The following is a 13,823-nucleotide window of genomic DNA, read 5'->3' as shown; positions in this document are numbered from 1 at the left end:
TATCTTTTATTATTTGGCATCAAACCATGTTGGCCCGAAAGCATAATCCACTTTAAGGGGCACGTTCAATTCAATGGCATTTTCCATTTCCTCCGGAACGATCACTTTAAGGATTTCCAGTTCCTCAGGAGGGGTTTCAAAAATCAATTCATCATGCACCTGAAGAAGCATTCTCGTTTTAAGCCCTTCACTTTTCAGGCGCTTATTCATGTTTATCATGGCAAGCTTGATGATATCCGCGGCGCTGCCCTGAATCGGCGTGTTCATTGCTGTCCGTTCGGCAAAGCTCCTTATGTTGAAATTCCTGCTTGTTATCTCAGGTATATAGCGCCTTCTTTGCATCAGAGTCGTGCTATACCCTTTTTGACGGGCCTCATGTATGCTTTCTTCCATATATTCCTGAACACCAGGAAAGCTTCTTAAATACTTCTCGATGAACTCTCCAGCTTCTTTTCTCGTGATGCCAAGACTTTGCGATAGCCCGTAATCACTTATACCATAAACGATTCCGAAGTTGACCGCTTTGGCATGGCGCCTCATGTTCGAAGTGACTTCCTCTGAGGATACATGGAACACATCCATGGCTGTCTTTGTATGGATGTCCATCCCGGCTTGGAATGCTTCCACCAATCCGCTGTCATTGGCGATATGCGCCAGAACGCGCAACTCGATCTGGGAGTAGTCGGCAGCAAAAATGATCCAATCCTTTTCGGAAGGAATGAAGGCCTGCCTGATTTTCCTTCCTTCTTCCAGTCTGATCGGGATATTCTGCAGATTGGGATCTGTTGAGCTTAACCGGCCGGTCTGGGTCAATGCTTGGTTGAACCGGGTGTGCACCTTGTCCGTTTTGCCATTGACCACCTTAAGCAACCCTTCAATATAAGTGGACTGCAACTTACCAAGCTGGCGATACAATAGTATCTCCTTAACGATATCATGCTTGCTCTCCAGTTTTTCAAGCACATCGGCTGACGTCGAATAACCTGTTTTGGTTTTCTTCATGACAGGAAGCTCCAACTTTTCAAACAGGATGGCCCCAAGCTGTTTAGGTGAATTGATATTGAACGCCTCTCCAGCCAAATCAAAAATTCGTGCCTCGATGTTTCTTAAGCGAATGGCTAATTCCTGTCCCATGTTTTTCAGTCGGCCTATATCCACCTTGATTCCCTGCCATTCCATATTGGCCAGGATGATCGACAGTGGCAGCTCCAGTTCCGTAAATAGGTGAAATTGCTCGAACTCTTGCAGCTTATCAATCATCGGTTCTTTCAGGGACAGAATCGCCTTCGCTTTTCTGGCGATATGCTCCCTCAATTCAGCTTCCTCAGGTATTTTGCGTTTTGCACCTTTTCCATAAAAAACGTCATCTGTTTCAAGGCGGATAGCACCTTGAGTTTTCGTGATTTCTGCCACTTCGTCCACTGACTCTGCCGGATCCAGGATATAGGATGCCAAAAATACATCAAAATCGATGCCTTTTATTTCGACTCCTCGATGGCGAAGTGCCACAACCGTACGCTTTGCATCGAAAACCGTTTTCTTTTTTGTTTCATCCTCTGCCCAGGATTTAAAGGCCCCGGAACTCAGAGCATCGTCTCCATGGAAGTAAAAATGACCTTGTTCATTACTGATGGCGATCCCTATTATATCAGCACGATGATAATTATCTTCTAAAATTTCAACATACAAAGCACTTTCATCCGCAAACATTCCTTCTGTCATTTCAGACGTGTGAACCTCAATCTTCTCCTGTTCAAGCGGTGTACTTTCCGTTACATCCAATTTATCGAGCAAAGTCGAAAAGCCAAGCTCTTTATAGAAAGAGATGACTCGATCCTGATCCATGCCAGTATACTCGGTCTCGTTTACGGAAACTTCAAGCGGCGCTTCCCTCGTTATTGTAGCCAGCTCTTTGCTTAATATTGCCAGGTCTTTATGTTCTTCTATTTTCTCTTTCAATTTCTGTCCGCTTACCTCATCAATCGACTGCAAAAGGTTTTCAACTGTTTCAAATTGATGCAATAATTTAAGGGCAGTCTTTTCACCAACACCCGGAATACCGGGAATATTGTCGGAGGCATCTCCCATCAGCCCTTTTAAATCAATGATTTGCAAAGGGGAAAGACCGTATTTTTCATGTATATACTTTGGAGTGTATTCCTCAATTTCAGTAATCCCCTTTTTCGTGATGGAAACCGTCGTACTAGAGGAGGATAATTGCGTTAAATCCTTATCACCGGAAATGACCTTCACTTCAAAACCATCTTTTTCCGCTTGCAAAGAAAGCGTACCAATAATATCATCGGCTTCGTAGTTCTCCAGTTCATACCTTTTTATTTGAAAACAATCAAGCAGCTCGCGAATGAAAGGGAATTGCTCCGATAATTCTGGCGGCGTTTTTTGGCGCCCTCCCTTATATTCTTTAAATGATGCATGTCTGAATGTCGTTTTACCCGCATCGAATGCCACAAGTATGTGCGTTGGCTTTTCTTCTTCAAGAATGCGGTTGAGCATCATGGTAAATCCGTACACGGAATTCGTATGGACCCCCTTATCATTATTCAAGAGCGGAAGCGCAAAAAACGCACGGTATGCAATGCTGTTTCCATCTATTAGTACTAGCTTTTTATCCAAATCCGTCTTCCTCCAGTCATACAGGTTTATGTAGTTATAGCTTCTATATAAAAACGCAAAAAGCCGTTCATTTTCTTTCTCTATTCTACCATGAGTAGAAGCGGAAAGAAAAATGACGGCATCAAGGTTATTTAGTATTTCCCATTAACAAGCTGGCATAAGGGGAATCCGAAGGAAGAACGATGACCGTTTGATCTCCGATCGTTTTTTTGTAGGATTCAAGAGTCCGGTATAGTTTATAAAATTCGGGGTCTTTGGAAAACGACTTATTATAGATTTTCGCTGCTTCCCCTTCTCCTTCAGCCCTGATCACTTCTGCATCAGCCTCAGCAGTAGAAAGCAATTCTTTCACTTTCCGATCAGTATCCGCAATGATACGGTTTTTCTTCGCATCACCTTTTGATAGGTATTCTTGCGCTTTCGATTCCCGCTCGGAAATCATCCTCTTGAAGACGGACGCTTCGTTTTCGGCAGGCAGGTCAGTCCGCTTTATCCTGACATCCGTCAGACTGATGCCATAACTGTCCTTTTGCAGCAGATCGTTGACTTTTTCGGTTATGCGGTCGTTTAAACTTCCCCTGGATGACTTCTCATCATTGATGATCTCATCATAATTCAGCTGGCCCAGCTCCGAACGAACTGCCGAATAGATGAACTCTTCCATTTTCGTTTCGGCATTCTCAAGTGTCCTTGCATTTGTAATCAATTTCTTCGGATCTTCTATTCTCCAAACGGCATAGTTGTCGATCAACATCCGCTTTTTATCTTTCGTATTGATTTCCGCTTCTGAAACATCAGAACTCATCTGATACTTCGGCAAGGTCACGACACTCTGAATGAATGGCACCTTCGCTTTCAATCCCGGGGTCTTATCGATCCTTACCACCTCACCGAATTGGCGGACGACTTTATATTCTCCCTCTTTGACGATATATACATTGGTGAAGATGATTAGCAGCAGCGCGATGATAATAATCAGGAAAATGCCGAATCTCACATAGCCCCTCCAATGAAAATTCCCTTTTTTGAGTTCAGAGAAATCTATTATTTTTCCGCTCATTGTTTAGCGCCCCCTTCCCCTGTCGCTTTTTCTTCCGATGCATTCCCTTTTTTCGTTTCTTCTTCAGGTATAGCGGCTTCATCAGGGGCAGGAGTTTTTTTCGTTTCCTCCTTTTCAAGCGAGCGAAGCGGCAAGTACTTCATTGTGTTTCCATCATCATTCATAATATAAATCTCAGCATTCGGCAATACTTCCTCAAGGGTCTCAATAATAAGGCGGTCCTTCGTAATCCCCTTATTGCCCTTATACTCACTGAGTAATTTTTCAAAGACCGCTACATCCCCGCGGGCAGCTTCCGTACGGGCAGCTTTATCCCCATTAGCCTGAGAAATGAGGGCATCTTTTTCCCCTTCCGCTTCATTCATACGCTTATTTTCATATTTATCCGCTTCGTTGATTTTCGTATTCGCCGTTTCCCGGGCATCCGTTACATTGGTAAATGCTTTCCGCACTTCTTCATTCGGTAACTCCACGTCCTGGAGTTTAACCGCAGATATGGAAATCCCGACATCATATTTCTCCATTAGCTGTGACAATAAATCGCGTACATCCGCTTCGATTTGCGCTTTTCCAGATGTAAGGGCATCATCGATTTTCGTGCTGCCGATAATGCTCCGTAATGCAGCTGAAGTCGTATCGTATAATATTTTTTCTGGGTCATCTGCATTGTATAGATATTTTGGAGGGTCGGTGATTTTCCACTGAACCACTAGGTCGGCCAGCACAATATTTTCATCACCCGTAATCATTTTGGTTTCACTCGGGTAATTCGTCACCTCTCCATCCTCTTCCTTATATCCAAATTTAAGACTGAATGTTTCTTTAGATAATTTCTCGACCGATTGAATGGGCCAAGGCAGTTTAAAGTGAAGTCCTGGTTCCGTTATCGTCTCCTCCACTTTACCAAACGTCATTATGACAGCTTGATCGGATTCATCAACCGTGTACCAGGTCGATATCGCAACTACACCTAAAATTAAAATAAGAAAGACAAGTCCTGTGATCGTATATATCCTTTTTAAGCTAACGATATGTATCACCCCTTCTTTGCAGTTATATCTTATTTACGCAAGAAAGGGCCTAAAGTTTCATAAAAATCAAATATTTTCCTAGAAAAATAGGATAGAGGAATGGTTCCCGGGGAATATAGCCAAAATCAAAAGACAGAGACTATGTCTCTGTCTAAAGTTTTTTAAGGGTTTTGTACAATTGGAACGTTGGGCACTCGCTTTCCGCGGGCGGTCCGCCCTTTGCGCTTGCGGGGTCTCCTTGGACGGTCTATTTCTACCGGAGTTTCGCTCACCTGTTCCAATCAACTTTGCTTTAAAATTTAGATTGAACTTATACAAAAAAATCAAACAGAGACTATGTCTCTGTCAATGTTTAACTCCTTGGATGAGGGGTTGTACAACCATTGTACCCCTGCATTATGAAGACCGTTTTAAGGAATTGTAAAGGACTTGTAAATAAGAAACCCGCTACATTTTCCCTTTTAAGCTTTTATTTAAAGTGACTGTAAAAGTCGTCCCTGTTCCAGGTGTGCTTTCGACGTTGATTTTACCTTTATGGACTTCAATTATATGCTTGACGATTGCCAGTCCAATGCCCGTTCCTCCTGAATCGCGGCTCCTCGCCTTATCAATCCGGTAAAACCGTTCAAAGATCCTTGGCAGTTCTTTTTCTTCGATGCCGATCCCGCTGTCTTGAACTGCAATATCGACCGTCTGTTCATTTTCTATGATATCAACGGTGACCCTGCCGCCATTTGGTGTATAGGTCAATGCGTTCGTAATCAAATTAATGAAAACCTGTTTGATCCTGTCAGATTCCCCTTCAATGAATACTGGTTCCGGTGATGTTTTAATTTCAAGGGATACTTCTTTTTCCTTCAGCTTGCCTATAAGCATCTCTTGTATTTCGCCAAGTACTTTCGTAATATCCACGACCCCTGCGTTTAAAACGAATTCCTGTTGCTCCATTTTGGATAAATTCAGAAGCTCCTGAATGAGTTCTTGCAGCCGGTCACTTTCTTTCAGGATAATCGATAAAAAGTGCTTTAGGGTCTTTTCGTCTTTTAGTGCGCCATCTAACAATGTTTCAGAAAAACCTTTAATGGAAGTGATCGGAGTCCTCAATTCATGGGACACATTAGCGACGAAATCCTTCCGCATCTGCTCGAGCCTTTTCAATTCGGTGATATCATGGAAAATGAGGAGGATCCCCTTCCATTCATCATGATTCCCGATAATCGGAGCCCCGTAAATCTCAAAATGCTTACGTTCTATGGCAAGCGGTATCTTCACCTGTCGTTTTATCGTTTTTTCCGTTCGAAAGATCTCTTCGATGATGGCTATCACTTCCTGATCTTTAATGACCGAATAATATTCCTGAAACAAAAACGTAGCGGCGTTCACATGGAAGCTTTTCTTGAATTCCCGGTTGATTAAGGTCGTATACCCTTTACTGTCTATCAGCAAGACTCCACTACCGATATTTTCAACAAGTGCTTCCAAACGATCCTGATTCATTTCCCTCGCTACCTCTGTTTCCTGAAGGTTCCTCGCCAATATGTTCAAGGAAGTTGTCAGCATTCCCGTTTCATCGGAATGCCGCCCGAATGTCCGGGTTCCGTAATTCCCTTTTGCCAGTTCAATGGCTGCCATCGTCGCCTCTTCGATCGGACGGGTATAATATGAAGTGATTTTGCTCGCAAGCATGAGAATGATGATCAAGGCAACCCCTAAACAAATGATCAATATTTGCCACATTTGTTTATTCACTTGATGGATGGCCTCTATTTCATTGCTATGGACGACAAAGCCTTCAATCTCGCCACCCTTTTCAACCGTCTTCCAATAATAATGGAGGTCCGATTCCCCTTCGACCACTTCATACCCTTCCCCATGCTTAAGCCCTTTTTCCAAAGTTATTTTGCGAAGGACATTGGCATGGCTTTTAAGTATTTCATTGGATGATGTGGAATCGTATAATATTTCCCCACTCGTGGAGAGAATGGTTAAATTCGAATCTAAAAGGGGTGTCAATTTTGCCGTCTTCCCTTTTTCCAAAAAGGACTCGATTCCGCCATGCTCCTGAATATATGTAGAAATGAAAAATGTTTCGTTCTGTATACGCTCATTGAACGTTTTAATATAATAACTTTTGAACAAGTGTCCTAATAAAAAGCCCACGGCCATCAGGACGACCATCACCAATGTGATGAGGGTATATAAGAGCTTTTTACGATAGGTCGTCATTCTTTTTTAGGCTCCTCAAGCTTATACCCCAAGCCCCTTATCGTTTTAATATAGAGAGGTTTTTTTGTATCTTTCTCTATTTTTTCACGAAGATGGCTAATATGGACATCGACGATCCGTGAGTCTCCCGCGAAATCATAATTCCATACCGCACTGAGCAGTTGATCCCTGGTCAGCACTCTTCCTTTATTCTTCGCCAAGTATAAAAGTAATTCAAATTCCTTTGGAGTCAATTCTAATTGCTGTTCATCAAAGAATGCTTCGTATCGTTCCGGGAACACTTTCAATTCCCCTAATTTCAAGAGACCATCTTCCTGATCCTGACTTGACTCACTTCCGTTCGATTGCAACTGGGATCTTCTTAAAATGGCTTTAATCCGTGCCACTACCTCCCTGGGACTAAATGGCTTGGTCAAGTAATCATCCGCCCCTAGTTCCAGTCCCAGCACCTTGTCAAATTCATCGTCCTTAGCTGTCAGCATCAAGATCGGTATATTGATTTTTTGCTGGCGAAGCTGCTTACATACTTCAAGCCCGTCCATTTTAGGCAGCATCAAATCCAATACCACTAAATCGGGGCGTATATCCACGGCAGCCTCCAGCCCTTGTTCTCCATCCAAAGCTGTGATAACCGTATAGCCTGATTGTTCTAAATTGTACTGAAGTAAGGTAACTATTGATTGCTCATCATCCACTACGAGAATTTTCTTTGACATTAGATCCTCCTGAATTATGTATTACCCAAAAGACCAATTCCTTGGTCTACTCATCCAATTCCATTATAAAGAATATTATATGAAAATTACACATAAAAAAAACCAAAATAAAGTTATTCCTATCTTCAGCAGGGAGATTATAATTTCCAGGATTCTTTTGAAGCGGATTAAAAAACTGCCCGGAGTCGGAAAAAGGCCTTGGCCTTTTCTTCCAATATCCGGGCAGTCTATTCATGATCTCTTATTGAAGGACTTGCATAACAGCTTTAACTGATTCGACTGATTTTGAAAGTGCAGCCTTTTCATCTTCAGTCAAATCAAGTTCAATGATTTGTTCAATACCGTTTGCACCAAGTACAGTCGGCACTCCAAGGTAAATACCTTCAAAGCCGTATTCACCTTCAAGATAAGCGATGGATGGAAGAACGCGACGTTGATCTTTAAGGATCGCTTCAGCCATTTCCACTAGAGATGCAGCTGGTGCATAATATGCGCTTCCGTTTCCAAGAAGGTTTACGATTTCTCCGCCGCCGGTGCGGGTACGAGCCACTATTGCTTCTAAACGATCTTGAGGGATCAATGTTTCCAAAGGAATTCCGCCTGCATAAGAGTAACGCACTAGAGGGACCATATCGTCTCCGTGTCCGCCAAGTACGAAACCAGTTACATCTTTAACGGATAAGTTTAATTCTTGAGCTACGAAAGTGCGGAAACGAGCTGTATCAAGTACACCTGATTGTCCGATAACGCGTTCTTTAGGGAAACCAGATTCTTTGTATACAGTGTAAGTCATTGCATCTACAGGGTTAGTCAAAACGATGATTGTTGTATTAGGGGAATATTTAACTACTTCTTTTGTTACTGATTTCATAACTTTTTGGTTAGTTTGAACTAAGTCGTCACGGCTCATGCCGGGCTTACGGGCAATTCCGGCAGTGATGATCACTACGTCGGAATCAGCAGTTTCTGCATAGTCGGATGTACCGATGATATTAGCATCGAAACCTAGAACAGGTCCTGCTTCCGCCATATCAAGGGCTTTACCTTTTGTAGGGTTTTCAGCTTGCGGAATATCAACCAAAACGATATCCCCAAGTTCTTTTTGAGCTGCAAGGAATGCAGCTGTAGCGCCAGTGAATCCAGCACCTACCACTGTGATTTTTTTACGTTTAGACATGTTATTTCCTCCTTAAAATATATAAATACTTTTGGAATACTTTTAACATTCTCTTGAAAATATATATAAGCCTCCTGGAAAAGCAGCCCGTTCAGGCACTTTTCCAGAAAGCATATGATGAATTATTTAAGGTTTTTGATAAGCTCGTCTGCGAACTCAGAACATTTAACTTCTGTTGCACCTTCCATTAGGCGGGCAAAGTCGTATGTAACAACTTTAGAAGCGATTGTTTGTTCCACTGATTTTGTGATGCTGTTTGCAGCTTCGTTCCAGCCAAGGTGCTCAAGTAAAAGAACGCCTGAAAGAAGAACTGAAGATGGGTTAACTTTATCAAGACCAGCATATTTAGGAGCCGTTCCGTGAGTTGCTTCGAAGATGGCATGTCCAGTTTCGTAGTTGATGTTTGCTCCTGGAGCGATACCGATTCCGCCAACTTGTGCAGCTAATGCATCAGAAATGTAATCTCCGTTCAAGTTCATTGTTGCAACAACATCAAACTCTTTAGGACGAGTCAGGATTTGTTGTAAGAAGATATCAGCAATGGAATCCTTAACGATGATTTTGCCTTCAGCTTCAGCAGCAGATTGTGCTTTGTTAGCAGCTTCAGTGCCTTCAGCATCTTTAATTTTGTCATATTGGTTCCATGTGAACACTTTATCGGCGAATTCTTGTTCTGCAACTTCATAACCCCAAGTTTTGAATGCACCTTCCGTGAATTTCATGATGTTACCTTTATGAACAAGCGTTAATGACTTACGGCCTTCTTTGATCGCATAGTTAAGTGCAGAGCGAACAAGACGTTTTGTTCCTTCTTCTGAAATCGGTTTGATTCCGATACCTGAAGTTTCAGGGAAACGGATGTTTGTAACACCGAATTCATTTTGCAGGAATTCGATTAATTTCTTAGCTTCGTCAGAACCTTTTGCATATTCGATACCAGCATAGATGTCTTCAGTGTTTTCACGGAAGATGACCATGTCAGTGTCTTCTGGACGTTTAACTGGTGAAGGTACACCTTCAAAGTAACGTACTGGACGAAGACATACGAATAAGTCCAAAACTTGACGCAATGCAACGTTCAATGAACGGATACCGCCGCCGATTGGAGTTGTAAGAGGTCCTTTAATAGCGATTAGATATTCGTTAATGACATCAAGAGTTTCTTGTGGAAGCCATTCGCCCGTTTGGTCAAATGCTTTTTGTCCAGCTAAAACTTCTTTCCATTCGATTTTCTTTTCGCCATTGTAAGCTTTTTCAACTGCTGCGTCTAAAACGCGGGATGCTGCAGCCCAGATGTCAGGACCGATTCCGTCTCCCTCAATATAAGGAACGATTGGATTGTTTGGTACGTTAAGAGCACCGTTAGTAACTGTGATTTTTTGGCTTTGTGTCATGTCTCTTACCTCCGATTCAAATTCAAAGGTTAGATGGCCTGCCATTAAATAAGGCAGAACCACTAACCTTTTTTACTCACATCTATTAATTTACTACAAATTCGATGAAATAAAAAATGATTTTTCGAAAAAACTTTTAATTAGCGGTTTTCAATCGGTACGTATTTTTGCATACCTGGTCCAACATACTCTGCACGCGGACGGATAAGGCGGTTGTTTGAATATTGCTCAAGGATATGAGCGATCCAGCCTGAAGCACGGCTTACAGCAAAGATTGGTGTAAATAGGTCATGCTCGATACCTAAACTATGGTATACAGAAGCAGAATAGAAATCCACGTTCGGCGGAAGGTTTTTTTGACCGGTTACGATTTCATGAATTTTGATGGACATATCATAATATTGCGGTTGTCCAGTAAGTTCAGTCAGTTTTTGTGACATTTCTTTAAGGTGTTTAGCACGAGGATCACCTTTACGGTATACACGGTGGCCAAAGCCCATGATTTTTTCTTTATTGGCTAATTTTTCGTTGATATATGGCTCAACGTTATCAACTGAACCAATTTCTGTAAGCATTTTCATGACTTGTTCGTTAGCTCCGCCGTGAAGTGGGCCTTTTAAAGCGCCGATGGCAGCAGTTACACCAGAATAGATATCAGCTAATGTAGCCACACAAACGCGTGCAGTGAATGTAGAAGCGTTTAATTCATGGTCAGCATGAAGAACCAATGCTTTGTTGAATGCTTCTTCTTCGATTGCCGTTGGTTCGTTACCGCTTAACATATATAAGAAGTTAGCAGCAAAGCTTAAATCTGTACGTGGAGCAACAGCTTCTTTCCCTTGACGGACGCGAGCGAAAGTTGTTACCAATGTAGGGATTTTTGCTTGGATGCGGATTGCTTTACGATAGTTAGCGTCTTCACTCATTACATCTGCTTCTTCATCATAAAGACCAAGAAGAGATACTGCAGTGCGAAGAGCTCCCATTGGATGTACTTTATCAATTGGGTATGTTTTGAAGTGATTAACCACTTCAGCTGGAATTTCAGCATTTTCAGCAAGTTGTTTAGTTAATTCTTCTAGTTGGCTTTTGTTCGGAAGAGCTCCGTGCCATAAAAGATAGATTACTTCCTCGAATGTTGCGTTTGAAGCCAAATCATCGATGTCATAACCTACATACGTTAATGTGTCATCGATAATGGAGCTTACTGATGAAGTTGTTGCTACCACACCTTCAAGACCTTTTGTTGCTGTCATACTAAATCTCTCCTTTTCCTAGATATTCCCCTATGCCCTTGCTATTAGCGTATAAATGTAGCGCTTCCAAGAAATTAGCTTTTGTAAACAACCATCTATTTTTTAGCAGAAGACATACATCTTGTATTGGAAGCGTTCACAGAATATGACCCCAACAATATAAAATGTACGATAATCTTTAATACGAAATTCTAAAAATAATGCTTGTAGCTATTCCTAGTGAGCGCTTGCTCAATAACTACATCTTTTTTTTAAGATTCCTCAAAAATATCAATGATATTCTGAATCGCAATTTTAATAAATCAGAGCAGTTACATGATTATTATAAACAATAAACACTTTTTTGGGAATGAAAAGCACTTAAAATGTGAAAAAATTATTATTTTATTAGAAAAATTAGCTACATATTCTCTTGCTTATTTTAATGCGATTCATAACGGTTTATTTAAAAATTTGCCTCAAAGCAGAATAAATGAAACATTAAATAGAAAATTTATATTCCCAGGACTGACGGACTTTTCTACCCTTAGCCACTCGCTTCATTTAAAGAAATTGAAGATCTGCATGCATAAATAAGCAATTCCCGCCCCGATTAACGGACCGACAGCCACACCTTTGAATAATGCGACCGCAAGAATCGTCCCAAAAACAAGAGCCGTGGTAATGTGCGGATCATGTGATAGGAGCGTAATCCCATTTTTTGCTATGAGCGCAACGGCTATTCCAGATGCAAGCGCAATCCAGGCATAAGGAGATTTTATGGCGTCTCCTAGTTCCTTGAAACCTATCGCCCCGTTTGCTATTGGTATGAGTACGGAAATCGTAATGATCGTAACGCCCAGGTTGATTCCTTTCGCTTCCAGGTATGGAAACACTTTGGCATCAAGGCCAATCAGTTTCATGATTAAAAGAAAACCCGCAGCCATGATCAGTGAGGTATTTTTCCCAAACCAACCGATTGCAGCAAGCAGAATTAAAAATACGACAGGACCGTTGATCATAATCCCTTCACCTTCTTCCTTTCTTTTTTGTTATTTTAACATAACAAACTCCCTTGTTTCCTAGGAGAAAAATGATTTATGGAACGATGCATCGGCGAAAAAAGTTAAGCCGAAGGATGAAAGAATCTTTCCTTTCTTTTCCATCATCGTTACAATTATAATACAAACTTTATGATTGAAGGAGGATATGACTTGAATCCGGTATATATGTATCGTTTCATTCGCTCTTTACTGGTCGTTGGAGGGGTAATTTTAGGCGGGATTGCCGTGTTTTATTTATCTAAATATACATATCCATTCATCATTGCCATGATAATCGCTTTCTTGATGAATCCCCTGGTCACTTTTTTCGAAAGGAAAGGGAGGTTGCCCCGAGGATTGGCTGTATTCGTTTCCCTGTTACTCATTTTCCTTTTATTTGCAGGTCTTATCACCTTACTGGTTGCCGAGATCATTTCAGGAACCAATTACCTTGCCGGAGTCATCCCGAAACACATTGAAACCATCGTGGATTATATAGAAACATACATCGCGACTACCGTCATCCCTTTATATAATCAAATAGCTGCCATGTTCAATAATTTGGATATCGAACAGCAAGACACTGTCCTCAAGAATATCCAAAATATCGGTGAGTCCATCACTACCGGAGTAAGCGGCTTCATTCAAGCTTTCTTGAAGAACATCCCCACAATCATTGGATGGTTTCCAACTACAGCAACAGCACTCCTTTTTACCTTGCTGGGCACTTTCTTCATCAGCAAAGATTGGGATACCTTTGGCCGAATGACCGGAAAAGTGTTGCCTGATAAGATTTTTGCGGGTGCAAAGCGTTTATTCAAGGATTTGAAAAGGGCTTTGTTCGGGTTTATCCGGGCACAATTCACTCTTGTTTCATTGACGACTGTCACGATTTTAATCGGATTTCTCATTTTAGGGGTGAATTATTCAATTACCATTGCCCTGATATGCGGGCTGGTCGATATCATCCCCTATTTAGGGACAGGTACGATTTTCATCCCATGGATCATCTTTGAATTCATCGCCGGCAATACAAGTCTCGCAATCGGTTTGTCCGTCCTTTACATAATCGTCGTTGTCCAACGTCAGCTAATAGAACCAAAAGTACTTTCTTCCAGTATTGGTTTGGATCCGCTTGCCACTCTCATCGCCTTGTTCATCGGCTTCAAATTGATCGGATTCCTAGGTCTGATTGCAGGACCTGTAGTGCTTGTCATATTCAATACACTTCAGCGTGCAAATGTCTTCAAGGCCATATGGACTTTCATCATCGGGGATACAAAGAAAACCACTTAAGTGATCAAGAA

General features: G+C 41.7%; 10 protein-coding genes. 1 reads left to right on the top strand and 9 read right to left on the bottom strand.

Translation table 11 applies throughout. From position 1 onward, the window contains the following. Window positions 1-9 precede the first annotated feature (9 nt). The 9 genes from polA to V3595_RS03360 form a co-directional block, all read right to left on the bottom strand. A complete protein-coding gene (polA, locus tag V3595_RS03400) occupies window positions 10-2,634 on the bottom strand; it encodes a DNA polymerase I (protein ID WP_485905422.1) in 2,625 nt (874 codons plus the stop codon). A 127-nt stretch (window positions 2,635-2,761) separates the two neighbouring features. Then, window positions 2,762-3,694 (bottom strand): protease modulator HflC, encoded by a 933-nt coding sequence (hflC, locus tag V3595_RS03395; protein WP_241594389.1) that lies wholly within the window; start codon window positions 3,692-3,694, stop codon window positions 2,762-2,764. Continuing rightward, window positions 3,691-4,725, bottom strand: a complete 1,035-nt coding sequence (gene hflK, locus V3595_RS03390) for an FtsH protease activity modulator HflK (protein ID WP_402899886.1) — start codon at window positions 4,723-4,725, stop codon at window positions 3,691-3,693. Before hflK ends, hflC begins: the two co-directional genes overlap by 4 nt. A gap of 447 nt (window positions 4,726-5,172) precedes the next feature. Then, window positions 5,173-6,951, bottom strand: coding sequence for a two-component system histidine kinase PnpS (gene pnpS / locus V3595_RS03385; RefSeq protein ID WP_485905421.1), 1,779 nt, complete (start codon window positions 6,949-6,951; stop codon window positions 5,173-5,175). Then, window positions 6,948-7,667, bottom strand: coding sequence for a response regulator transcription factor (locus tag V3595_RS03380; RefSeq protein WP_101222903.1), 720 nt, complete (start codon window positions 7,665-7,667; stop codon window positions 6,948-6,950). Before V3595_RS03380 ends, pnpS begins: the two co-directional genes overlap by 4 nt. A 241-nt stretch (window positions 7,668-7,908) precedes the next feature. Next, window positions 7,909-8,844, bottom strand: coding sequence for a malate dehydrogenase (gene mdh / locus V3595_RS03375; RefSeq protein ID WP_350299684.1), 936 nt, complete (start codon window positions 8,842-8,844; stop codon window positions 7,909-7,911). Between the two features lie 122 nt (window positions 8,845-8,966). Then, window positions 8,967-10,283, bottom strand: a complete 1,317-nt coding sequence (gene icd, locus V3595_RS03370) for an NADP-dependent isocitrate dehydrogenase (protein WP_402899889.1) — start codon at window positions 10,281-10,283, stop codon at window positions 8,967-8,969. Window positions 10,284-10,378: 95 nt separating this feature from the next. After that, entirely contained in the window at window positions 10,379-11,494 is a 1,116-nt protein-coding gene (citZ, locus tag V3595_RS03365; protein WP_095390768.1) for a citrate synthase, read from the bottom strand. 539 nt (window positions 11,495-12,033) lie between these two features. Then, the gene (locus tag V3595_RS03360) at window positions 12,034-12,495 is read right to left on the bottom strand and encodes a DUF441 domain-containing protein (protein WP_101222907.1); all 462 of its coding nucleotides are present in this window, start codon (window positions 12,493-12,495) and stop codon (window positions 12,034-12,036) included. Window positions 12,496-12,687: 192 nt separating this feature from the next. Here V3595_RS03360 and ytvI point away from each other — a divergent pair, with 192 nt between their 5' ends. Then, window positions 12,688-13,812, top strand: a complete 1,125-nt coding sequence (gene ytvI, locus V3595_RS03355; protein WP_137018179.1) for a sporulation integral membrane protein YtvI — start codon at window positions 12,688-12,690, stop codon at window positions 13,810-13,812. Window positions 13,813-13,823 lie beyond the last annotated feature (11 nt).

The organism is Bacillus sp. CFBP9009, assembly GCF_036541465.1.
GTDB lineage: Bacteria > Bacillota > Bacilli > Bacillales > DSM-1321 > Peribacillus.
This window is presented reverse-complemented; position numbering and strand designations above follow the sequence as displayed.